This is a genomic window from Leclercia sp. LTM14, from assembly GCF_023736175.1.
In the GTDB taxonomy this organism is placed as follows: Bacteria; Pseudomonadota; Gammaproteobacteria; order Enterobacterales; family Enterobacteriaceae; genus Enterobacter; species Enterobacter barmai.
Genome location: NZ_JAIKTT010000007.1, coordinates 226,766 through 248,943 on the forward strand (window position 1 = coordinate 226,766; position 22,178 = coordinate 248,943).

Annotated in this window: 22 protein-coding genes and 1 pseudogene; 15 read left to right on the plus strand and 8 right to left on the minus strand. The window is 55.0% G+C overall.

The window, feature by feature from the left end:
* Positions 1–100 precede the first annotated feature (100 nt).
* From skp to tilS, 11 genes are all read left to right on the plus strand, one after another.
* The gene (gene skp / locus K5I40_RS15715) at positions 101–595 is read left to right on the plus strand and encodes a molecular chaperone Skp (RefSeq protein WP_039030303.1); all 495 of its coding nucleotides are present in this window, start codon (positions 101–103) and stop codon (positions 593–595) included.
* A gap of 3 nt (positions 596–598) precedes the next feature.
* The gene (lpxD, locus tag K5I40_RS15720; RefSeq protein ID WP_223074936.1) at positions 599–1,624 is read left to right on the plus strand and encodes a UDP-3-O-(3-hydroxymyristoyl)glucosamine N-acyltransferase; all 1,026 of its coding nucleotides are present in this window, start codon (positions 599–601) and stop codon (positions 1,622–1,624) included.
* 102 nt (positions 1,625–1,726) lie between these two features.
* The gene (gene fabZ / locus K5I40_RS15725) at positions 1,727–2,182 is read left to right on the plus strand and encodes a 3-hydroxyacyl-ACP dehydratase FabZ (RefSeq protein WP_007373234.1); all 456 of its coding nucleotides are present in this window, start codon (positions 1,727–1,729) and stop codon (positions 2,180–2,182) included.
* A gap of 3 nt (positions 2,183–2,185) precedes the next feature.
* On the plus strand, positions 2,186–2,974 hold the full coding sequence (lpxA, locus tag K5I40_RS15730) for an acyl-ACP--UDP-N-acetylglucosamine O-acyltransferase (protein WP_223074935.1): 789 nt from the start codon (positions 2,186–2,188) through the stop codon (positions 2,972–2,974).
* Positions 2,974–4,122 carry a lipid-A-disaccharide synthase gene (gene lpxB, locus K5I40_RS15735; RefSeq protein ID WP_223074934.1) on the plus strand — a complete coding sequence of 383 codons (1,149 nt, stop codon included), beginning with the start codon at positions 2,974–2,976 and terminating at the stop codon, positions 4,120–4,122. Before lpxA ends, lpxB begins: the two co-directional genes overlap by 1 nt.
* A complete protein-coding gene (gene rnhB / locus K5I40_RS15740) occupies positions 4,119–4,715 on the plus strand; it encodes a ribonuclease HII (protein WP_039030300.1) in 597 nt (198 codons plus the stop codon). The genes lpxB and rnhB overlap by 4 nt, the downstream gene beginning before the upstream one ends.
* Before the next feature lie 34 nt (positions 4,716–4,749).
* Positions 4,750–8,232, plus strand: a complete 3,483-nt coding sequence (gene dnaE, locus K5I40_RS15745; RefSeq protein WP_223074933.1) for a DNA polymerase III subunit alpha — start codon at positions 4,750–4,752, stop codon at positions 8,230–8,232.
* 12 nt (positions 8,233–8,244) lie between these two features.
* Complete coding sequence (gene accA, locus K5I40_RS15750) at positions 8,245–9,204, plus strand: acetyl-CoA carboxylase carboxyl transferase subunit alpha (RefSeq protein ID WP_039030298.1); 960 nt, start codon at positions 8,245–8,247, stop codon at positions 9,202–9,204.
* A gap of 99 nt (positions 9,205–9,303) precedes the next feature.
* Positions 9,304–11,442 (plus strand): lysine decarboxylase LdcC, encoded by a 2,139-nt coding sequence (locus K5I40_RS15755; RefSeq protein WP_039030297.1) that lies wholly within the window; start codon positions 9,304–9,306, stop codon positions 11,440–11,442.
* Between the two features lie 59 nt (positions 11,443–11,501).
* Positions 11,502–11,891 carry a VOC family protein gene (locus K5I40_RS15760; RefSeq protein WP_039030296.1) on the plus strand — a complete coding sequence of 130 codons (390 nt, stop codon included), beginning with the start codon at positions 11,502–11,504 and terminating at the stop codon, positions 11,889–11,891.
* Positions 11,892–11,953: 62 nt separating this feature from the next.
* Positions 11,954–13,246: a tRNA lysidine(34) synthetase TilS gene (tilS, locus tag K5I40_RS15765; RefSeq protein WP_223074932.1), complete on the plus strand. Its 1,293-nt coding sequence runs from the start codon at positions 11,954–11,956 to the stop codon at positions 13,244–13,246.
* Between the two features lie 28 nt (positions 13,247–13,274).
* On the opposite strand, the gene rof is transcribed toward tilS, so the two are convergent.
* Both rof and K5I40_RS15775 read right to left on the minus strand, forming a co-directional pair.
* Positions 13,275–13,535 (minus strand): Rho-binding antiterminator, encoded by a 261-nt coding sequence (gene rof / locus K5I40_RS15770; RefSeq protein WP_039030294.1) that lies wholly within the window; start codon positions 13,533–13,535, stop codon positions 13,275–13,277.
* Entirely contained in the window at positions 13,522–13,722 is a 201-nt protein-coding gene (locus K5I40_RS15775; RefSeq protein ID WP_039030293.1) for a YaeP family protein, read from the minus strand. Before K5I40_RS15775 ends, rof begins: the two co-directional genes overlap by 14 nt.
* 198 nt (positions 13,723–13,920) lie before the next feature.
* Here K5I40_RS15775 and K5I40_RS15780 point away from each other — a divergent pair, with 198 nt between their 5' ends.
* From K5I40_RS15780 to nlpE, 3 genes are read left to right on the plus strand one after another with little or no spacing between them, the layout of a single operon-like run.
* Positions 13,921–14,466 (plus strand): YaeQ family protein, encoded by a 546-nt coding sequence (locus K5I40_RS15780; protein WP_039030292.1) that lies wholly within the window; start codon positions 13,921–13,923, stop codon positions 14,464–14,466.
* A complete protein-coding gene (gene arfB, locus K5I40_RS15785) occupies positions 14,463–14,885 on the plus strand; it encodes an alternative ribosome rescue aminoacyl-tRNA hydrolase ArfB (protein WP_039030291.1) in 423 nt (140 codons plus the stop codon). Before K5I40_RS15780 ends, arfB begins: the two co-directional genes overlap by 4 nt.
* 26 nt (positions 14,886–14,911) lie before the next feature.
* Complete coding sequence (gene nlpE, locus K5I40_RS15790) at positions 14,912–15,610, plus strand: envelope stress response activation lipoprotein NlpE (RefSeq protein WP_039030290.1); 699 nt, start codon at positions 14,912–14,914, stop codon at positions 15,608–15,610.
* A 40-nt stretch (positions 15,611–15,650) separates the two neighbouring features.
* Here the strand turns inward: nlpE and proS are convergent, their stop codons facing one another.
* From proS to metN, 6 genes and pseudogenes are all read right to left on the minus strand, one after another.
* The gene (gene proS / locus K5I40_RS15795) at positions 15,651–17,369 is read right to left on the minus strand and encodes a proline--tRNA ligase (RefSeq protein ID WP_039030289.1); all 1,719 of its coding nucleotides are present in this window, start codon (positions 17,367–17,369) and stop codon (positions 15,651–15,653) included.
* Between the two features lie 111 nt (positions 17,370–17,480).
* Positions 17,481–18,187 (minus strand): annotated as a pseudogene (gene tsaA, locus K5I40_RS15800) (tRNA (N6-threonylcarbamoyladenosine(37)-N6)-methyltransferase TrmO).
* Positions 18,184–18,588: an Rcs stress response system protein RcsF gene (gene rcsF, locus K5I40_RS15805; RefSeq protein ID WP_039030287.1), complete on the minus strand. Its 405-nt coding sequence runs from the start codon at positions 18,586–18,588 to the stop codon at positions 18,184–18,186. Before rcsF ends, tsaA begins: the two are co-directional and overlap by 4 nt.
* Positions 18,589–18,695: 107 nt before the next feature.
* On the minus strand, positions 18,696–19,511 hold the full coding sequence (gene metQ / locus K5I40_RS15810) for a methionine ABC transporter substrate-binding lipoprotein MetQ (RefSeq protein ID WP_223074931.1): 816 nt from the start codon (positions 19,509–19,511) through the stop codon (positions 18,696–18,698).
* Positions 19,512–19,550: 39 nt separating this feature from the next.
* Positions 19,551–20,204 carry a methionine ABC transporter permease MetI gene (locus K5I40_RS15815; RefSeq protein ID WP_039030285.1) on the minus strand — a complete coding sequence of 218 codons (654 nt, stop codon included), beginning with the start codon at positions 20,202–20,204 and terminating at the stop codon, positions 19,551–19,553.
* Positions 20,197–21,228, minus strand: a complete 1,032-nt coding sequence (gene metN, locus K5I40_RS15820) for a methionine ABC transporter ATP-binding protein MetN (RefSeq protein WP_039030284.1) — start codon at positions 21,226–21,228, stop codon at positions 20,197–20,199. Before metN ends, K5I40_RS15815 begins: the two co-directional genes overlap by 8 nt.
* A gap of 187 nt (positions 21,229–21,415) precedes the next feature.
* Here metN and gmhB point away from each other — a divergent pair, with 187 nt between their 5' ends.
* On the plus strand, positions 21,416–21,982 hold the full coding sequence (gene gmhB, locus K5I40_RS15825) for a D-glycero-beta-D-manno-heptose 1,7-bisphosphate 7-phosphatase (protein ID WP_039030283.1): 567 nt from the start codon (positions 21,416–21,418) through the stop codon (positions 21,980–21,982).
* Positions 21,983–22,178 lie beyond the last annotated feature (196 nt).

Below are 22,178 nucleotides of genomic sequence, written 5' to 3' on the forward strand. Positions count from 1 at the left end.
TGCGTTGGCAGTGTAGCGCTGACAACTGGCGATCGCAGGATCGCCTTGCCACGCAAAGAACGGTACCCTCGGGTACCAATGGGATGGTAAGGAGTTAATTGTGAAAAAGTGGTTATTAGCTGCAGGTCTCGGTTTAGCGATGGCAACTTCTGCTCAGGCAGCGGACAAAATTGCAATCGTCAATATGGGTAACTTGTTCCAGCAGGTTGCGCAGAAAACCGGTGTTTCTGCCAAGCTGGAAGGCGAGTTCAAAAGCCGTGCAAGCGAACTGCAGGGTATGGAAAACGATCTGCAATCCAAAATGCAGCGTCTGCAGCGCGATGGTTCTACCATGAAAGCGAGCGACCGCAGCAAGCTGGAAAAAGACGTAATGGCTCAGCGTCAGACTTTCTCTCAGAAAGCGCAAGCTTTTGAGCAGGATCGTCAGCGTCGTTCTAACGAAGAACGCGGCAAGCTGGTTACCCGTATCCAGTCCGCTGTAAAAGCTGTTGCTGCCGATCAGAGCATCGATCTGGTTGTTGATGCTAATGCCGTTGCATTCAACAGCAGCGATGTTAAAGACATCACCGCTGATGTCCTGAAACAGGTTAAATAAGTAATGCCTTCAATTCGACTCGCTGATTTAGCTCAGCAGTTGGATGCAGAATTACACGGTGATGGCGATATCGTCATCACCGCTGTTGCGTCCATGCAATCTGCTAAAGCAGGCAATATCACCTTCATGGTAAGCCCTAAGTACCGTGAACATCTGGCCCTTTGCCAGGCGTCTGCTGTCGTCATGACGCAGGACGATTTGCCGTTTGCCGCAGGTGCTGCGCTGGTAGTGAAGAACCCCTACCTGACGTATGCCCGTATGGCACAAATTCTGGATACCACGCCGCAGCCGGCGCAAAACATCGCACCCAGTGCGGTGATTGACCCGACGGCACAGCTGGGTAACAACGTATCAATTGGTGCAAATGCGGTTATCGAATCAGACGTGGTGCTGGGCGATAATGTGGTCATTGGCGCCGGTTGCTTCGTCGGTAAAAAAACAAAAATTGGTGCAGGCTCTCGCCTGTGGGCCAATGTCTCCGTATATCATGAGATCGAAATTGGCGAAAATTGCCTGATCCAGTCCAGCACCGTCATCGGTTCGGATGGTTTCGGTTATGCCAACGATCGTGGTAACTGGATTAAGATCCCGCAACTTGGCCGGGTGATCATCGGCGATCGCGTCGAAATCGGCGCCTGCACGACAATTGACCGTGGTGCGCTTGATGATACGATTATCGGTAATGGTGTTATCATCGATAACCAGTGCCAGATTGCACATAACGTTGTGATTGGCGACAATACTGCGGTTGCCGGTGGCGTTATTATGGCTGGCAGCCTGAAGATTGGCCGTTACTGTATGATTGGCGGTGCCAGCGTAATTAACGGGCATATGGAAATATGCGACAAGGTCACGGTTACCGGTATGGGCATGGTTATGCGTCCTATCACCGAACCGGGCGTCTACTCCTCAGGTATTCCGTTGCAGCCTAACAAGGTGTGGCGTAAAACTGCCGCCCTGGTGATGAATATTGATGATATGAGTAAGCGCCTCAAGGCCATTGAGCGCAAAATCGATCAACAAGACTAAGCGTTCACCCGTTTAACGCACACTTCCCGGCCTGTCGGCTTTCTTATAAACCGGCAGGCCGTGTTATTATTGCCATTCAGATATTTTGACAGGAAGAGTATTTTGACTACTGACACTCATACTCTGCATATTGAAGAGATTTTAGAACTTCTGCCGCACCGCTACCCGTTTTTGCTGGTAGACCGTGTGCTGGATTTTGAAGAAGGTCGTTTTCTGCGCGCAGTGAAAAATGTTTCTGTAAACGAGCCATTCTTCCAGGGGCATTTCCCTGGGAAGCCTATCTTCCCGGGCGTATTGATCCTGGAAGCGATGGCTCAGGCTACCGGTATTCTGGCGTTTAAAAGCGTTGGTAAACTGGAGCCGGGTGAGCTGTATTACTTCGCAGGTATCGACGAAGCGCGCTTCAAGCGCCCGGTTGTGCCTGGTGATCAGATGATCATGGAAGTGACTTTTGAAAAAACGCGTCGCGGCCTGACTCGCTTCAAAGGCGTAGCTCTGGTTGACGGCAAAGTTGTTTGCGAAGCTACCATGATGTGTGCGCGTAGCCGGGAGGCCTGATACGTGATTGATAAAACCGCCTTTATTCATCCAACCGCCATTGTGGAAGAGGGTGCCGTTATCGGCGCTAACGTCCACATTGGTCCATTTTGTATTGTTGGACCCCATGTCGAAATTGGTGAGGGTACCGTACTGAAATCTCACGTCGTTGTGAATGGTCATACGACCATTGGCCGCGACAACGTGATCTATCAGTTCGCCTCCATCGGTGAAGTTAACCAGGATCTGAAATATGCTGGCGAACCAACCCGTGTGGAAATTGGCGATCGTAACCGCATTCGCGAAAGCGTCACCATTCATCGTGGCACAGTACAGGGTGGTGAGTTGACGAAGGTGGGCAGCGATAACCTGTTTATGGTCAACGCGCACATCGCGCATGACTGTACCGTCGGTAACCGCTGTATTCTCGCCAACAATGCAACGCTGGCGGGACACGTATCAGTTGACGATCATGCCATCATTGGCGGCATGACCGCAGTCCATCAGTTCTGCATCATTGGTGCGCACGTGATGGTCGGCGGCTGCTCCGGCGTGGCGCAGGACGTCCCGCCGTATGTGATTGCGCAGGGTAACCATGCGACGCCGTTTGGCGTTAACATCGAAGGCCTTAAGCGTCGCGGTTTCAGCCGTGAAGCGATTATGGCAATCCGTAACGCCTACAGGCAGTTGTACCGTAACGGTAAAACGCTGGAAGAGGCTAAGCCGGAAATTGCCGAACTGGCGAAACAGCATCCTGAGGTGAACGCGTTCGTGGAGTTCTTCGCACGCTCAACTCGTGGTCTGATTCGTTAATGGTTGATAGTCGCCCGCTTACGATCGCCCTTGTCGCCGGAGAAACCTCCGGCGATATTCTTGGTGCAGGTCTGATTCGAGCGCTCAAAGCGCGCGTTCCCAATGCGCGCTTTGTCGGCGTTGCCGGTCCATTGATGCAGGCTGAAGGATGTGAAGCCTGGTACGAAATGGAAGAGCTGGCGGTGATGGGCATCGTTGAGGTGCTGGGTCGCCTGCGCCGGTTACTGCATATTCGCGCCGATCTGACGCGTCGCTTTACCGAGCTTCAGCCCGATGTGTTTGTGGGTATTGATGCACCTGACTTCAATATTACCCTCGAAGGTAATCTGAAAAAGCAGGGGATCAAAACCATCCACTATGTCAGTCCGTCCGTCTGGGCGTGGCGACAGAAACGCGTTTTCAAAATAGGCAGATCGACGAATCTGGTACTGGCCTTCCTGCCTTTCGAAAAAGCGTTTTACGATAAATTCAACGTTCCGTGCCGCTTTATCGGTCACACCATGGCCGATGCCATGCCGCTTGATCCCGATAAAAATGCCGCACGTGACCAGCTTGGCATTCCGCATGACGCCCACTGTCTGGCCCTGCTGCCGGGGAGCCGGGGTGCAGAAGTGGAAATGCTCAGCGCTGATTTTCTGAAAACCGCACAAATCCTGCGTCAGACTTACCCTGACCTGGAAGTGGTCGTGCCGCTGGTAAATGCCAAACGCCGCGAGCAGTTTGAGCGCATTAAGGCAGAGGTCGCCCCGGATTTGCATGTTCATCTTTTAGATGGCAAAGGTCGTGAAGCGATGGTGGCCAGCGATGCCGCCTTGCTGGCATCGGGCACTGCTGCGCTGGAGTGCATGCTGGCGAAATGCCCGATGGTCGTAGGCTATCGTATGAAGTCCTTTACCTTCTGGCTGGCAAAACGGCTGGTGAAAACGGATTACGTCTCCCTGCCCAACCTGCTTGCCCGCCGCGAGCTGGTGAAAGAGCTGCTGCAGGATGAGTGCGAGCCGCAGGCCTTAGCCGCTGCGCTGCTGCCGCTGCTGGCAGACGGCAAAACCAGCCACGAAATGCATGACACATTCCGGGAACTGCATCAGCAGATCCGCTGCAATGCCGACGAGCAGGCAGCTGACGCGGTGCTGGAGTTAGCGAAATGATGGAATTTGTTTACCCTCACACCCATCTGGTGGCGGGTGTGGATGAAGTAGGACGTGGCCCGCTGGTGGGGGCAGTAGTGACTGCCGCGGTGATCCTCGATCCTGCCCGGCCGATAATCGGTCTGAATGATTCGAAGAAATTATCCGAAAAGCGCCGCCTGGCGTTATTCGATGAAATCAAAGAGAAAGCACTGTCCTGGAGCGTTGGGCGTGCGGAACCGCATGAGATCGACGAGCTGAACATTCTGCATGCCACTATGCTGGCGATGCAGCGTGCCGTAGCCGGGCTGAGCGTGGTGCCGGAGTATGTGCTGATTGACGGTAATCGTTGTCCGGCGCTGCCCATGCCGTCGTTGGCGGTGGTAAAGGGCGACAGCCGGGTAGCCGAAATCAGCGCCGCCTCGATCATCGCTAAAGTCACGCGCGATGCCGAAATGGCCGCGCTGGATCTCACTTATCCCCTGTATGGCTTTGCCCAGCATAAGGGGTATCCTACCCCTTTCCATCTGGAAAGACTGGCAGAACACGGCGCAACTGAGCACCACCGCCGCAGTTTTGGACCGGTAAAACGCGCACTGGGACTGATGTCCTGAATCAAGACGCTAATAAGTAACGCGGAATCTGAAGATGGCTGAACCACGTTTCGTACACCTGCGGGTGCACAGCGACTATTCCATGATTGATGGGCTGGCGAAAACCGGGCCGCTGGTGAAAAAGGCGGCCGCGCTTGGCATGCCTGCGCTGGCGATCACCGACTTCACTAACCTGTGCGGTCTGGTGAAGTTCTACGGAACGGCGCATGGCGCAGGAATGAAACCGGTGATTGGTGCCGATTTTCACGTTCAGAGCGAACTGCTCGCCGATGAAATGACGCAAATCACCGTCCTGGCGATGAATAACACCGGCTACCAGAACCTGACGCTGCTGATCTCCCGTGCCTATCAGCGCGGCTACGGCCCGCAGGGCCCGTGGATCGATCGCGAGTGGCTGGCGGAGCTGAATGAAGGGTTGCTGCTTATCTCCGGTGGCCGGATGGGCGACATCGGCAGATGCCTGCTGCGCGGTAACACCGCGCTGGTGGAGCAGTGCGTCGATTTTTATAAAGAGTACTTCCCGGATCGCTTCTATCTGGAGCTGATCCGCACCGGCCGTCCGGATGAAGAAAACTATCTGCACGCCGCGGTGGCGCTTGCAGAGGAGCACGGGTTGCCCGTTGTGGCATCCAATGACGTGCGCTTCATTAACCCCGACGATTTTGACGCCCATGAAATTCGCGTCGCAATCCACGATGGCTTTACCCTCGACGATCCGAAACGCCCGCGCAACTATTCGCCGCAGCAATATATGCGCAGCGAAGAGGAGATGTGCGAGCTGTTTTCCGATATTCCGGAAGCGCTGGAGAACAGCGTAGAGATCGCGAAGCGCTGTAACGTCACCGTTCGTCTGGGCGAATACTTCCTGCCGCAGTTCCCGACCGGCGACATGACCACCGAAGACTTCCTGGTCATGAAATCGAAAGAGGGTCTGGAAGAGCGTCTTGAATTCCTCTTCCCGGATCCGGCCGTTCGCGCCGAGAAGCGCCCGGAATATGATGAACGTCTGGATATTGAACTCCAGGTGATCAACCAGATGGGGTTCCCCGGCTACTTCCTGATCGTTATGGAGTTTATCCAGTGGTCGAAGGATAACGGCGTGCCGGTAGGACCGGGCCGTGGTTCCGGTGCCGGCTCGCTGGTGGCCTATGCGCTGAAAATTACCGATCTCGATCCACTGGAATTTGACCTGCTGTTCGAACGCTTCCTGAACCCGGAACGTGTCTCGATGCCTGACTTCGACGTTGACTTCTGTATGGAGAAACGCGACCAGGTTATTGAACACGTGGCGGACATGTACGGTCGTGACGCGGTATCGCAGATCATTACCTTTGGTACCATGGCGGCAAAAGCGGTTATCCGCGACGTGGGCCGCGTACTGGGGCATCCGTACGGCTTTGTCGATCGCATCTCGAAGCTGGTGCCACCCGATCCGGGCATGACCCTGGCGAAAGCGTTCGAAGCGGAACCGCAGCTGCCGGAGATCTACGAGGCGGACGAAGAGGTCAAAGCGCTGATCGACATGGCGCGCAAGCTGGAAGGGGTCACCCGTAACGCCGGTAAACACGCCGGTGGCGTGGTTATTGCCCCGACCAAAATCACCGACTTTGCGCCGCTCTACTGCGACGAAACCGGCTCGCACCCGGTCACCCAGTTCGACAAGAACGACGTGGAATACGCGGGTCTGGTGAAGTTTGACTTCCTCGGCCTGCGTACGCTCACCATCATCGACTGGGCGCTGAAGATGATCAACCCGCGCCGGGCCAAACAGGGCCTGGAGCCGATTGATATCGCCGCGATCCCGCTGGATGACAATAAAAGCTTTGATATGCTGCAGCGCTCGGAGACCACGGCGGTCTTCCAGCTTGAATCCCGCGGCATGAAAGATCTGATCAAGCGCCTGCAGCCTGACTGTTTCGAAGATATGATCGCCCTTGTGGCGCTGTTTCGTCCGGGGCCGCTGCAGTCAGGGATGGTAGATAACTTTATTGACCGTAAGCACGGCCGTGAAGAGCTCTCTTATCCGGATGTACAGTGGCAGCACGAAAGCCTGAAACCGGTACTGGAGCCGACCTACGGCATCATCCTGTATCAGGAACAGGTTATGCAGATTGCCCAGGTGCTCTCTGGCTACACCCTGGGCGGCGCGGACATGCTGCGTCGTGCGATGGGTAAGAAAAAGCCGGAAGAGATGGCCAAGCAGCGCGGCACCTTCGAAGAAGGGGCGAAGAAAAACGGCGTTGACGGCGAACTGGCGATGAAAATCTTCGATCTGGTAGAAAAATTCGCCGGATACGGGTTCAACAAGTCACACTCCGCGGCCTATGCGCTGGTCTCTTATCAGACGCTGTGGCTGAAGGCGCACTATCCGGCTGAGTTTATGGCCGCGGTAATGACCGCCGATATGGACAACACCGAGAAGGTGGTCGGGCTGGTGGACGAGTGCTGGCGCATGGGGCTGAAAATCCTGCCGCCGGACATCAACTCCGGGCAGTACCATTTCCACGTCAACGACGATGGCGAGATCGTTTACGGTATCGGCGCGATTAAAGGCGTGGGTGAAGGCCCGATTGAAGCCATCATCGAAGCTCGTAATCAGGGCGGCTATTTCCGCGAGCTGTTTGACCTGTGCGCCCGCACCGATATCAAAAAGCTTAACCGCCGGGTGCTGGAAAAGCTGATTATGTCCGGGGCGTTTGACCGTCTCGGGCCGCATCGCGCGGCGCTGATGAACTCGCTGGCCGACGCCCTGAAGGCCGCCGACCAGCACTCAAAAGCCGAAGCCATTGGTCAGGCTGATATGTTCGGCGTGCTGGCCGAAGAGCCGGAGCAGATCGAACAGTCCTATGCCAGCTGTCAGCCGTGGCCGGAACAGACGGTGCTGGACGGCGAGCGCGAAACCCTGGGTCTGTACCTGACCGGGCACCCGATCAATCAGTACATTAAAGAAATTGAGCGCTATGTCGGAGGCTACCGGCTGAAAGACATGCATCCGACAGAACGTGGTAAGATTACCACGGCTGCGGGGCTCGTCATTGCCGCGAGGGTTATGGTCACCAAGCGCGGCAATCGTATCGGCATCTGTACGCTGGATGACCGTTCCGGGCGGCTGGAGGTGATGTTATTCACCGACGCTCTGGATAAATATCAGCAGTTGCTGGAAAAAGACCGCATACTTATCGTCAGCGGACAGGTCAGCTTTGATGACTTCAGCGGGGGGCTTAAAATGACCGCCCGCGAAGTGATGGACATTGACGAAGCCCGGGAAAAATATGCTCGCGGGCTTGCTATCTCGCTGACGGACAGGCAAATTGATGACCAGCTTTTAAACCGACTCCGTCAGTCTCTGGAACCCCACCGCTCGGGGACCATTCCAGTACATCTCTACTATCAGAGGGCGGATGCGCGTGCACGGTTGCGCTTTGGTGCGTCGTGGCGTGTCTCTCCGAGCGATCGTTTACTTAACGATCTCCGTGGCCTCATTGGTTCGGAGCAGGTGGAACTGGAGTTTGACTAATACAGGAATACTATGAGTCTGAATTTCCTTGATTTCGAACAGCCGATTGCAGAGCTGGAAGCGAAAATCGATTCTCTGACTGCCGTGGGCCGTCAGGATGAAAAACTGGATATTAACATCGACGAAGAAGTGCATCGTCTGCGTGAAAAAAGCGTAGAACTGACGCGCAAAATCTTTGCCGATCTCGGCGCATGGCAGGTAGCCCAACTGGCTCGCCATCCTCAGCGTCCGTACACCCTGGATTATGTCCGCCTGGCGTTTGATGAATTCGACGAACTGGCAGGTGACCGCGCATACGCTGACGATAAAGCTATCGTTGGCGGTATTGCACGTCTCGACGGTCGTCCGGTGATGATCATTGGCCACCAGAAAGGGCGCGAAACCAAAGAAAAAATTCGCCGCAACTTCGGTATGCCAGCACCAGAAGGCTACCGTAAAGCCCTACGTCTGATGGAGATGGCCGAGCGTTTCAATATGCCGATTATCACCTTTATCGACACCCCAGGTGCTTACCCGGGCGTGGGCGCTGAAGAGCGCGGCCAGTCTGAAGCCATTGCCCGTAACCTGCGTGAAATGTCGCGTCTGAGTGTACCGGTTATCTGTACCGTTATCGGTGAAGGTGGCTCCGGTGGTGCGCTGGCGATTGGCGTGGGCGATAAAGTGAATATGCTGCAGTACAGCACCTATTCCGTTATCTCTCCGGAAGGTTGTGCGTCCATTCTGTGGAAAAGCGCCGACAAAGCGCCGCTGGCTGCAGAAGCGATGGGCATTATCGCCCCGCGCCTGAAAGAGCTGAAGCTGATCGATACCGTTATCCCGGAACCGCTGGGTGGCGCGCATCGTAAGCCGGAAGTTATGGCTGCGTCTCTGAAGGCGCAGCTGCTGGCTGACCTCGCAGACCTCGACGTGCTGAGCAAAGAAGATCTGCTGAACCGCCGTTATCAGCGTCTGATGAGCTACGGCTACGCATAAGCTACGCAATAATCTTAAAAGCCGCACAGTGTTGCGGCTTTTTTATACCCGTTGTTTACCTCAACTATGCTTAGCTAATGTTTTTCAAGGAGGTAAACCGTGAACATCATTGCCATTATGGGGCCGCACGGCGTCTTTTATAAAGACGAACCCATCAAGGAGCTGGAGCAGGCGCTGGCATCGCGCGGGTTTCAACTTATCTGGCCGCAGAACAGCGCCGACCTACTGAAGTTTATCGAACATAACCCCCGTATCTGCGGCGTCATCTTCGACTGGGACGAGTACGATCTGGAATTATGCAGCGACATCAACCAGCTCAACGAATACCTGCCGCTGTACGCCTTTATCAATACCCACTCCACGATGGACGTCAGCGCCCATGATATGCGGATGGCGCTGTGGTTCTTTGAGTATTCCCTGGGGATTGCAGAGGATATTGCTACCCGCATTCAGCAATACACCGGCGAATACCTGGATACCATCACTCCGCCGTTTACCCGCGCGCTTTTCACCTATGTGAAAGAGGGCAAGTACACCTTCTGTACGCCGGGGCATATGGCCGGAACCGCCTATCAGAAAAGCCCGGTGGGCTGTCTGTTCTATGATTTCTTTGGCGGGAACACGCTGAAAGCGGATGTGTCGATCTCGGTGACGGAGCTGGGATCGCTGCTGGATCATACCGGTCCGCATCTCGAGGCCGAAGAGTATATTGCCCGTACTTTTGGTGCCGAGCAGAGCTATATGGTGACCAACGGCACCTCGACATCGAACAAGATCGTCGGCATGTACGCCGCCCCCGACGGCAGCACTCTGCTTATCGATCGCAACTGCCACAAATCTCTGGCGCACCTGCTGATGATGAGCGATGTCGTTCCGCTCTGGCTGTCGCCCACGAGAAATGCTTTGGGCATTCTGGGCGGGATCCCGCGCCGGGAGTTTTCCCATGCCGCCATTGAACGCAAAGTGGCTGCAGTCCCTGGAGCAAGTTGGCCGGTGCATGCGGTGATCACCAACTCCACCTACGACGGCCTGCTGTATAACACTAACTGGGTGAAACAGACCCTGGATGTGCCCTCAATCCATTTCGACTCGGCGTGGGTGCCCTATACCAATTTCCATCCGATCTATGCCGGTAAAAGCGGAATGAGCGGTGAGCGCCTCCCGGGAAAAGTGTTCTTTGAAACCCAGTCTACGCACAAAATGCTGGCGGCGTTTTCTCAGGCTTCGCTGATCCACATTAAAGGTGAGTACGACGAAGATACCTTCAACGAAGCCTTTATGATGCACACCACCACATCACCCAGCTATCCGCTGGTGGCCTCGATTGAAACCGCCGCGGCGATGCTGCGCGGCAATCCCGGTAAGCGCCTGATAAACCGCTCCGTTGAGCGCGCGCTGCATTTCCGTAAAGAGGTCCAGCGTCTTAAGGATGAGGCCGACGGCTGGTTCTTCGATATCTGGCAGCCGGACGAGATTGATGAAGCCGAATGCTGGCCTGTCGCACCGGGCGAGAGCTGGCATGGCTTTCGCGATGCCGATGCGGATCATATGTTCCTCGATCCGGTCAAAGTCACCATTTTGACGCCGGGAATGGACGAGCAGGGGGAAATGAGCGAAGAGGGGATCCCGGCGGCGCTGGTAGCGAAGTTCCTCGATGAGCGCGGCGTGGTGGTCGAAAAAACCGGGCCGTATAACCTGCTGTTCCTGTTCAGTATCGGCATCGACAAAACCCGGGCGATGGGATTGCTGCGCGGCCTGATGGAATTTAAGCGCGCCTACGATCTCAATTTGCGGGTCAGGAACATGCTGCCGGATCTCTATGCCGAGGATCCTGATTTTTACCGCAACATGCGTATCCAGGATCTGGCCAAAGGGATCCACAAGCTCATTCGTCAGCACGATCTGCCGCGGCTGATGCTACAGGCGTTTGATGTCCTGCCGGAGATGAAGCTCACCCCGCACCATGCCTGGCAGCGTCAGGTGAAAGGAGAAGTGGAAACGGTCGATCTGGAGGATCTGGTCGGGCGGGTCTCGGCCAATATGATCCTGCCTTATCCCCCCGGCGTGCCGCTGCTGATGCCCGGCGAGATGATCACCGAGAAGAGCAGGGCGGTGCTCGATTTCCTGCTCATGCTCTGCTCGATTGGCCGTCACTATCCAGGCTTCGAAACCGATATCCACGGCGCCAGACGGGATGAAAACGGCATCTATAGGGTACGGGTCTTAAAAGCGCCATGACTCCTTGCGCGGCACGGGGATTCGGATATAACGTTCAGGCACACCAATAAGGAGAGGCTATGCTGGGTTTAAAGCAGGTTCATCACATTGCAATTATTGCCACCGACTACGCCGTCAGTAAGGCGTTTTACTGCGATACGCTGGGTTTCACCCTGCAGAGTGAGTTTTATCGTGAAGAGCGTGATTCCTGGAAGGGTGACCTGGCGCTGAATGGTCAGTATGTCATTGAGCTGTTTTCGTTCCCGTTCCCGCCAGCGCGTCCATCCCGGCCTGAAGCCTGCGGTTTACGCCACCTGGCGTTCAGCGTGGATGACATCGACAGGGCGGTAGAACACCTTCAATCCCACGGCGTTAAGTGTGAAGCCATCCGTATCGATCCCTTCACCGGGAAGCGCTTCACCTTTTTCAACGATCCTGATGGCCTGCCGCTGGAGCTCTATCAGCAGTAAAGCTTGCCTCGCCAGGGAATGCCCGGTAACGTGCCGGGCACCTTTCTGTATAAATGACGACGATGACCACAACCGAACTTCAGCGAGCCCTTCACCCATACCGCCGACTGCTGGTGGGATTTAGCGGTGGCCTGGATTCCACGGTATTGCTGCATCGGCTCAAGCTCTGGCGTGAGCAGGAGCCCGGCCTCGAGCTGCGCGCTATCCATATTCATCACGGTCTGAGCCCACACGCCGACAGCTGGGTCGCTCATTGCCAGCATCTCTGCCATGAATGGAATATCCCGCTGATCGTGGTCCGGGTGACGCTGGCAGAAGAGGGGCTGGGGCTCGAGGCGCAGGCGCGTAAAGCGCGTTATGCCGCCTTTACTGATGCCCTTCTGCCGGGCGAAGCGCTGGTGACGGCGCAACATCTCGACGATCAGTGTGAGACCTTCCTGCTGGCCCTGAAGCGCGGCAGCGGCCCGGCAGGGCTCTCTGCCATGCCCGCACGGGCGCGTTTTGCCGATACCGAACAGATCCGTCCCCTTCTCGGCGAGACGCGTGAATCGCTGCAGGCATGGGCGCAGCGCTGGGATCTGCCCTGGATTGAGGACGAAAGCAACCAGGACGACAGCTATGACCGCAATTTTTTGCGTCTGCGCGTCCTGCCGCTGCTGGCAGAGCGCTGGCCGCATTTTGCAGAGGCCACGTCCCGCAGCGCCACGTTGTGCGCCGAGCAGGAGCAGTTGCTGGATGAGCTGCTGGCAGGCGAGCTAATGATATTGGTTTCGAAAGACGGGGCGCTGGCTATCGCACCGCTGCAGACGATGAGCGCGGTGCGTCGTGCTGCGCTTCTGCGCAGATGGCTGGCTCTTCACGGGGCGTTAATGCCGTCGCGCGCCATGCTTACTCGTCTCTGGGATGAGGTGGCGCTGGCCCGGGAAGATGCAACACCGCGACTGCGTTCTGGCGAAGGTGAAATCAGGCGCTTTCGGGGAGAGCTGTGGTGGGTGAAATACCATCCCTCTCTGGCTGAGCGCGTTATCGACTGGCCCTCTGTTCACCAGCCGCTGTGCCTGCCGGAAGGGCTGGGTAGGCTTTACCTCAGCGCAGGCGGCAATCTCCGTCTGCCGCACCCGGATGAGCCGGTGACGGTGCGCTTTCGCGCCAGCGGCGCGCTGCACATCGTCGGGCGAAACGGTGGTCGAAAGATCAAAAAAATCTGGCAGGAACTTAACGTTGCGCCCTGGCGTCGGGATACCACGCCATTGCTGTTTTACGGCGAAACGCTGGTAGCTGCTGCAGGTGTGTTTGTTACGCGGGAAGGGGCGGCTGAAGCGGAGCAGGGCGTACAGCTGGAATGGGAAACGTAACGGGCAGCAGGCTGCCCGTTACACAGGATCAGGACTCGCTCACCACAACGGTGCCGATTTCGGGATGACTGAAGCTGGCAATTTTATCGAGACGCAGTTCGCGCGTTGCGCCACCGTCTTCCACGACCAGATACTCCACGTTCTTTCGGGAAACCAGATCGTTGGCCTTTGCCTTCAGCACTTCGCCATCTTTTAACGCCAGCGTCAGAAGCAGGTGATGCTGGCAGGCGAGCTCGAGATTGTCGTAGTCATCGCAGTTAATTGGTTGGTATGTATCATTCATTGACATAATCGCTCACCAGTAAATTCGCAGCAGCATATGCTGCTTTTTCTCTGACCGATTCTGAAAGCGTGTCATCCGACGCCATTTCATTCAGAACTTTCAATACACAGCCCAACGCATCGGGGACATACCCCAGATCGCCGCTGGCAATTTCCGCATACCGTTTGCGAATTAGCTCACAATAATTATTCACATCCCCTCCTGCCAGCGCACTGACTTTACTGTGAGATACCTTTAAGCCTACGAAGATAAACCCGGTTTAGCAAGGTGACTATACCATACTCATTTAAGCAATATCAGCAGGTTGATGTCAGAGACATTCTTAAGCCTGTAACAGCCTTTTGGCGGAGAATTCGCTACAATGCGCACCTGATTCGAAAGGAGTTCTCTCATGGCGCTTAAAGCGACAATTTACAAAGCCGCGGTCAATGTAGCGGATTTAGACCGCAATCAGTTTCTGGATGCGACATTGACGCTGGCGCGTCATCCCTCCGAAACGCAGGAGCGCATGATGCTGCGCCTGCTGGCATGGATTAAGTATGCCAATGAGCGTCTGCAGTTTACCCGTGGATTAAGCGCGGAAGACGAGCCGGAAGCCTGGCTACTCAACGATCACTTGGGTATCGATCTGTGGATTGAGCTGGGCCTGCCGGATGAACGTCGCATTAAGAAAGCCTGCACCCAGTCTGCTGAGGTGGCGCTCTTTACCTACAACAGCCGCGCAGCGGAGATCTGGTGGCAGCAGAACAAGAATAAGTGTGCCCAGTTCGACAACCTGTCCGTCTGGTACCTGGATGATGAACAGCTCGCTAAACTGAGTGCCTTTGCCGGACGGACCATGAATCTGCAGGCGACGATTCAGGATGGCGCCATCTGGTTGTCGGATGCTGAGAATAATCTGGAAATTCATCCGGAAGCCTGGCAGTCCCGGTCATGATTGTCCTGTCCCGAAGCGTCAGCCTTCCCGATCATGAAGTCGAGATCACCGCGATCCGCGCCCAGGGAGCGGGGGGCCAGCATGTGAATAAAACCTCAACGGCTATTCATCTGCGCTTTGACATTCGGGCCTCCAGCCTGCCAGAGTATTACAAAGAACGCCTGCTCGCCGCCAGCCATCATCTGATCACCAGTGACGGCGTGATTATCATCAAGGCGCAGGAGTACCGCAGCCAGGAGATGAATCGGGAAGCCGCGCTTGCCCGGCTTGTGGCGGTCATACAGGAGTTAACGGCAGTGCAAAAAAGCCGTCGGGCAACCCGCCCGACACGTGCATCGAAAGAGCGCCGTCTGGCTTCGAAATCACAAAAATCGACCGTCAAAGCACTGCGTGGCAAAGTTCGACGCCCTCAGGATTAACGGGTGGTTGAGATAAGGAATCTAAAGTGAAAACAGCGATATTTTCAGTGGTGGCAGCCAGCGCGCTGTTCGTCCTGATGGGGTGTCATAACCGCGCAGAGATGCAGGTTCTTGAGCCGACCCACGAAGAGGCGTTAAAACCGATGCAGCAGAGCTGGCGGGGCGTTTTACCCTGCGCCGACTGCGAAGGTATTGAGACCTCACTGTTCCTGGAAAAAGACGGTACCTGGGTAATGAATCAACATTATCAGGGGGCAAAAGCGCCTTCTTCTTTTGCCAGCTACGGCACCTGGGCGCGAACGGCCGATAAGCTGGTGCTGACGGATACGAAGGGCGAAAAGCGCTATTTCCGCGCCAAAGGCGAAGGGCTGGAGATGCTCGACATCCAGGGAAATCCCATAGAATCACAGTTTAACTACACCCTGGCACCGGTAACCGCTGCACTGCCAGCAACGCCGATGGCGATGCGCGGCATGTACTTCTATATGGCCGATGCGGCGATCTTTACCGATTGCGCCACCGGCAAAAAGGTGAGCGTGGCGAATAACGCCCAGCTGGAACGGGATTACGCGGCGGCGCGCGGGAGTGATACCAAACCGGTGCTGCTCACTGTGGACGGGCATTTTACCCTTGAGGCTAACCCGGACAGCGGCGAGCGAGTCAAAACGCTGGTACCGGACAGCGACGCCCGCTTTGAAGCAGGCAAAAATTGCGACAGCAAATAGCTGAAATAAAAAACCCCGCATCAGCGGGGTTTTTTGTGGCTTATGCCTTGATGGCTTTTACCAGGTAATCCAGTACGTCACCGGTTTTAATCATCTGCTTCTCGCCGTTACGACGATATTTGTACTCGATCTCGTCGTTGTCGAGGTTACGATCGCCGATGACCACGGTGTGTGGAATACCGATCAGTTCCATATCAGCAAACATCACGCCTGGACGCTCTTTACGATCGTCCATCAGCACTTCGATACCCTGCGCACGCAGCTCGCTGTACAGTTTTTCCGCCAGCTCCTGAACGCGGTAGGACTTGTGCATGTTCATCGGCAGGATCGCGACCTGGAACGGTGCAATGTTGTCCGGCCAGACGATGCCACGCTCGTCGTAGTTCTGCTCGATAGCGGCAGCAACCACACGCGTTACCCCAATACCGTAGCAGCCCATGGTCAGAACCTGATTGCGACCATCTTCACCCTGAACGGCAGCGTTCATGGCGCGGGAGTATTTATCACCCAGCTGGAAGATATGACCGACCTCAATACCGCGTTTGATCATCAGGGTACCCTTGCCGTCCGGGCTTGGGTCGCCTGCTACCACGTTACGAATATCCGCCACTTCTGGGGTCGCGGCATCGCGATCCCAGTTAATACCGAAGTAGTGTTTACCATCGATGTTCGCGCCTGCGGAGAAGTCGCTCATCGCGGCAACAGTGCGGTCAATAACGACAGGAACTGGCATATTCACCGGGCCCAGGGAGCCAGGACCGGCGTTCACGACGGCACGGATTTCCGCTTCCGTTGCGAAGGTTAACGGGCTGGCAACCTGTGGCAGCTTCTCTGCTTTCACTTCGTTCAGCTCGTGATCGCCACGTACCAGCAGGGCAACCAGCGGGTATGCGCTGCCTTCGGTCGATTTCACCAGCAGGGTTTTGACCGTTTTTTCGATCGGCAGGTTGAACTGCTCAACCAGCTCGGCGATGGTTTTCGCGTTTGGCGTATCAACCAGCTTCATCTCTTCGGTTGCAGCAGCGCGCGGTGCTTTTGGCGCCAGTGCTTCAGCAAACTCAATGTTCGCAGCGTAATCAGAGGAATCAGAGAAGATCACATCGTCTTCACCACTCTGTGCCAGCACCTGGAATTCATGGGATGCGCTACCGCCGATAGAACCGGTATCAGCCTGCACAGCGCGGAAATCCAGACCCATACGGGAGAAGATTTTGCTGTACGCTTCGTACATCTTGTCGTAAGTCTCCTGCAGAGACTCCTGAGAAGTATGGAAAGAGTACGCATCTTTCATCAGGAATTCGCGAGAGCGCATAACGCCAAAGCGTGGGCGAACTTCGTCACGGAACTTGGTCTGGATCTGGAAGAAGTTGAGCGGCAACTGTTTGTAGGAGCTCAGCTCGTTACGGATCAGATCGGTGATGACTTCTTCATGCGTTGGGCCGAGAACGAAGGGACGATCGCCACGATCGGCAATACGCAGCAGTTCCGGACCATACTGCTCCCAGCGTCCACTCTCCTGCCATAGCTCAGAAGGCTGAACTACCGGCATTAACACCTCGATAGCACCGGCGTTGTTCATCTCTTCACGCACGATGTTTTCGACTTTTTTCAGGACGCGCACGCCGGTCGGCAGCCAGGTGTATAACCCGGAGGCCAGCTTGCGGATCATCCCGGCGCGCAGCATCAGCTGGTGGCTGATCACCTCGGCGTCGGCAGGTGTCTCCTTCAGAGTGGAGAGCAGATATTGGCTAGTACGCATGTTGTTACGGTTCCATTTCGAAGAGTGGAACAGGCTGATCGGCAGCCTGACACAAAAAAAGTGGTTTAGTTTACCAGTGTGGCAAAGATGCCAAAAGAGAAGAGGATAAAATTACTGCGGCTCGAGGGCAAACACTTCGAAGCCCGCCGCTGTGACCCGCCAGCGAACGTTAAAATCCAGCAGCAGAACGGCGTAGGTTTTTCCGGCTTCTTCCTCTTTGCGGTAGGCCGGACGGGGATCCTGGGCCAGCACGTCGACAATAAATTCCCGCAGGCGAGGGTAGCGCTTTTCCAGCTGGATTAATTGTGGGAGAAGCGCATCGCTAAACCAGACCGGCGTATCGGCCTGAGGAGCCTGCTGGGCGTAGCTGGCGCGTGCATCCGGCAGGGCTTCTGCAAAGGGCAGATACGGTTTGATATCCACCACGGGCGTACCATCCACCAGATCCAGACTGCCGAGCTCGAGGATAACCTGATCCTTCTGACAGCGGATGCCTTTCAGCTCGATGAGCGACATGCCGACAGGGTTCGGGCGAAACGTCGAGCGTGTAGCAAATACGCCCATCCTGGCATTACCGCCGAGACGAGGCGGGCGCACGGTAGGGCGCCATCCGCCAGCTATGGTCTGATGAAAGATAAACAGCACCCACAGATGGCTGAACGCTTCCAGTCCGCGCACGGCATCGGCCTGATTATAAGGCGCGAGCAGGTGAAGTTCGCCGCTACAGCTTTTACCAGCCCGGGCTGGCGCGGCACGGCAAACTTCTCTTTATACGGCGAGCGAATAACGCCTATCTGCTCGAACTGGAAGGCACTCATTTCGCCGAGACGTTAAGGGCAGAGCCTACGCAAACGGCCTGACGGTAGCAGCCAGGTGTACCGCTGGTCACTTCGCAGCTGTGCAGCAGAACCGCATTGGCCTTCATTTTCGAGGCATTGATCTGCATGCGTTTACGCGCAGTGGGAATATTGGGAGGAGAATCCTGGTTGGTGGCCTGGCAAGAATCGCCGGAGACTTCACCCAGATCGCGGAACGGTTTACCCACTAAATCTTCAGCCTTGGTATAGATCCTTACCGGCGCAGGACGCGGCGCTTTTGGCTTCTCAGGCTCCACTTTTGGCGGGGTTGCTGTGCTTTTAACAGGTTCAACAGGAGATCTGCTTAGCATAGAACAGCCGCTCAGCATCAGTGCTAAAAGACAGATCGGTAAAGCACGCATAATGTTTCCTCAATGAATTATCAAATCGTCAGATATTGAATCAGTTGCCTGCATAAATGACAAGACGGGCTTTCGCCCGTCCTGAATGATATTACACAAAGGTCAGATTACCAGCCTTTAACTGCACCGCCGTTAAAGACTTTGTTTGCTTCCTGGTAAACTTCATCAGACTGGTAGGCCTGGACGAACTTCTTCACGTTCTCCGCATCTTTGTTGTCTTCGCGGGTAACGATCAGGTTAACGTATGGAGAATCTTTATCTTCTACAAAGATACCGTCTTTCGCTGGGGTCAGGTTGATCTGGCTGGCGTAAGTGGTATTGATAACCGCCAGGGCGATCTGCGCATCGTCCAGAGAGCGTGGCAGCTGTGGCGCTTCCAGCTCAACAATTTTCAGGTTTTTTGGGTTCTCGGTTACGTCCAGAACGGTTGGCAGCAGGCCAACACTGTCTTTCAGTTTAATCAGACCCACTTTCTGCAGCAGCAGCAGGGAACGGCCAAGGTTAGTTGGGTCGTTAGGTACCGCCACCTGAGAACCGTCCTGCAGCTCTTCTAATGATTTGATTTTTTTGGAGTAGCCTGCGATTGGGTAAACAAAGGTATTACCTACCGCAACCAGCTTGTAGCCACGATCTTTGATCTGCTGATCCAGGTATGGTTTGTGCTGGAAGGCGTTAGCATCGATATCGCCTTTGCTCAGCGCTTCGTTAGGCAGAACGTAGTCGTTGAACGTAACCAGCTCGACGTCCAGGCCATATTTCTCTTTCGCCACTTTTGCTGCCGTCTCTGCAACCTGCTGCTCCGCACCGACGATAACGCCTACTTTGATATGGTTTGGATCTTTTTCGTCCTGGCCACAACCTACCAGTGCCAGAGAGCCGATCAGCGCGCCTACCGCAGCAAAGGTCTTAAATTTAAACGCCATGTTTTTATCCTTAACTCGTCGAGTTTGTGTTGTGTAACGTTATTTGTGCGTAACAGCCCGGACGATGCGATCGCCAGAGAATTGAATGAGATAAACCAGTACAACCAGCAGAACCAGCACGGTATTCATAACGGTAGCATTGTAGCCAATGTAACCATACTGATAACCGATCTGACCCAGACCGCCTGCACCGACAGCACCGCCCATCGCAGAGTAACCTACCAGGGTAATCAGCGTGATGGTGGCCGCATTGACCAGACCCGGCAGCGCTTCAGGCAGTAAGACTTTGCGTACGATCTGCATCGGCGTCGCACCCATAGCGCGAGAGGCTTCAATCAGGCCCGACGGGATCTCTAACAGCGCGTTCTCAACCATACGGGCGATAAAGGGTGCTGCGCCCACGGTCAGGGGAACGATAGCGGCCTGCAGGCCGATGGACGTGCCCACAATAACGCGGGTGAATGGAATCATCCAGACCAACAGAATAATGAAGGGAATGGAACGGAAGATGTTCACCAGCGCAGAGAGCGTGCGGTACAGTTTCGCGTTCTCAATAATCTGACCCGGACGGGTAACGTACAGCAGCACGCCCACCGGCAGACCAATGACAAAACCGAAGAAGCCGGATACGAAGGTCATCGCCAGCGTTTCCCATACGCCGCGTGCCAGCAACCACATCATTGCTTCAGACATAACCCAGTACCTCAACTTTTACATGATGCTCTTGCAGCCAGGCGATAGCAGCCTGCGTATCTTCTTGCGTGCCGTGCATTTCAGTCAGCATGATGCCGAACTTGACGCCACCGGCGTAATCCATCTGCGCGCTAATAATGTTGTTATTCACATTGAAACGGCGGGCGGTTTCGGACAGCAGCGGTGCATCCACTGACTTGCCGGTAAATTCCATCCGCAGCATCGGAACACTGTTGGCTTCAGGCTGGCTTTTCAGACGGGCCAGATAGTCTTCCGGGATATCCAGATGCAGGGTGGCCTGAATGAATTGTTGCGCCAGGGGGGTTTTAGGATGAGAGAACACTTCGCTTACGGTGTCTTGCTCAATCAGTTGCCCGTTGCTGATCACTGCCACGCAGTCGCAGATGCGTTTAACCACATCCATCTCGTGTGTAATAAGGAGAATGGTCAGTCCCAGGCGACGGTTAATGTCCTTCAACAGCTCCAGTATCGAGCGGGTTGTTGCGGGATCCAGGGCGCTGGTGGCTTCGTCACAGAGCAGCACTTTCGGGTTGCTGGCCAGGGCACGGGCAATGGCCACACGCTGTTTTTGTCCACCGGATAAGTTCGCCGGGAAGGTATCATGTTTGTCACTCAGACCGACCAGATCCAGCAGCTCGGTCACGCGGCGTTTGATTTCGTCTTTTGGCGTATTGTCCAGCTCCAGCGGCAGGGCAACGTTACCAAACACGGTGCGCGAGGAGAGCAGGTTAAAGTGCTGGAAAATCATGCCAATCTGGCGGCGTGCTTTAGTCAGTTCTGATTCGGAAAGGGTAGTCAGTTCCTTGCCATCCACCTGAACGTGACCTTCGGTCGGACGTTCAAGCAAGTTAACGCAACGAATGAGCGTACTTTTACCTGCACCTGAGGCGCCAATGACGCCATAAATCTGTCCAGCCGGGACATGCAGGCTAACGTTGTTCAACGCCTGAATGGTACGGTTCCCTTGCTGGAACACTTTGGTGATATTCGAAAGTTTAATCATTAGATTATTTTTATCGTATGTAAGTTAGCCGTGGCATTTTCTGCTGCCTGATGCGGGCGATGACCGTCAACAAAACGGATGTTAAGGCATCCAGACGTCTAAATCAATCCAACTCTGCGCGATGAGCACTTTCTTGCGCAGTGAAACATGAGATACTAAGCAGACATCCCTTTTCAGGAGCAAACCGGTGGCAAAATCAGTACCCGCAATTTTTCTCGATCGTGACGGCACAATTAATGTCGATCATGGGTATGTACATGAGATAGACGAATTTGAATTCATCGAGGGCGTAATAGAAGCCATGCGTGAATTAAAAGAGATGGGTTTTGCGCTGGTGGTGGTTACCAACCAGTCAGGCATCGCGCGCGGTAAGTTCACTGAAGCACAGTTCGAGACCTTAACAGAGTGGATGGACTGGTCGCTTGCCGATCGTGGCGTTGACCTGGACGGTATCTATTATTGCCCGCACCACCCGCAAGGCACCGTAGAAGAGTATCGTCAGACCTGTGACTGCCGTAAACCGCACCCGGGTATGTTCATCTCCGCGCAAGAGTTCCTTCATATAGATATGAGCGCTTCATATATGGTGGGCGATAAACTGGAAGATATGCAGGCAGCTGCCGCAGCAGGTGTAGGCCATAAAATTCTGGTACGCACCGGCAAACCTGTTACGCCAGAAGCAGAAAACGCAGCGGATTGCGTCATTAACAGCCTTGCAGCACTGCCAGAAACCATCAAAAAGCAGCAAAAATAGACGTTATGGCGAAAAGATGAGCGGTTGAAATAAAATTGTCTTTTTCCGCTTGTCAGTGCCGAAGAACTCCCTATAATGCGCCTCCATCGACACGGCAGATGTGAATCACTTCACACAAACAGCCGGGCCGGTTGAAGAGAAAAGCGTGAAATAATCGCTTGACTCTGAAAGAGGAAAGCGTAATATACGCCACCTC

Coding starts and splice junctions, on each gene's coding strand:
- K5I40_RS15815 (WP_039030285.1), bottom strand. CDS start 20,204: ATGTCTGAAGCAATGATGTGGTTGCTGGCACGCGGCGTATGGGAAACG.
- proS (WP_039030289.1), bottom strand. CDS start 17,369: ATGCGTACTAGCCAATATCTGCTCTCCACTCTGAAGGAGACACCTGCC.
- lpxB (WP_223074934.1), top strand. CDS start 2,974: ATGGTTGATAGTCGCCCGCTTACGATCGCCCTTGTCGCCGGAGAAACC.
- rcsF (WP_039030287.1), bottom strand. CDS start 18,588: ATGCGTGCTTTACCGATCTGTCTTTTAGCACTGATGCTGAGCGGCTGT.
- rof (WP_039030294.1), bottom strand. CDS start 13,535: ATGTCAATGAATGATACATACCAACCAATTAACTGCGATGACTACGAC.
- rnhB (WP_039030300.1), top strand. CDS start 4,119: ATGATGGAATTTGTTTACCCTCACACCCATCTGGTGGCGGGTGTGGAT.
- tilS (WP_223074932.1), top strand. CDS start 11,954: ATGACCACAACCGAACTTCAGCGAGCCCTTCACCCATACCGCCGACTG.
- metQ (WP_223074931.1), bottom strand. CDS start 19,511: ATGGCGTTTAAATTTAAGACCTTTGCTGCGGTAGGCGCGCTGATCGGC.
- lpxD (WP_223074936.1), top strand. CDS start 599: ATGCCTTCAATTCGACTCGCTGATTTAGCTCAGCAGTTGGATGCAGAA.
- K5I40_RS15760 (WP_039030296.1), top strand. CDS start 11,502: ATGCTGGGTTTAAAGCAGGTTCATCACATTGCAATTATTGCCACCGAC.
- K5I40_RS15780 (WP_039030292.1), top strand. CDS start 13,921: ATGGCGCTTAAAGCGACAATTTACAAAGCCGCGGTCAATGTAGCGGAT.
- arfB (WP_039030291.1), top strand. CDS start 14,463: ATGATTGTCCTGTCCCGAAGCGTCAGCCTTCCCGATCATGAAGTCGAG.
- metN (WP_039030284.1), bottom strand. CDS start 21,228: ATGATTAAACTTTCGAATATCACCAAAGTGTTCCAGCAAGGGAACCGT.
- accA (WP_039030298.1), top strand. CDS start 8,245: ATGAGTCTGAATTTCCTTGATTTCGAACAGCCGATTGCAGAGCTGGAA.
- dnaE (WP_223074933.1), top strand. CDS start 4,750: ATGGCTGAACCACGTTTCGTACACCTGCGGGTGCACAGCGACTATTCC.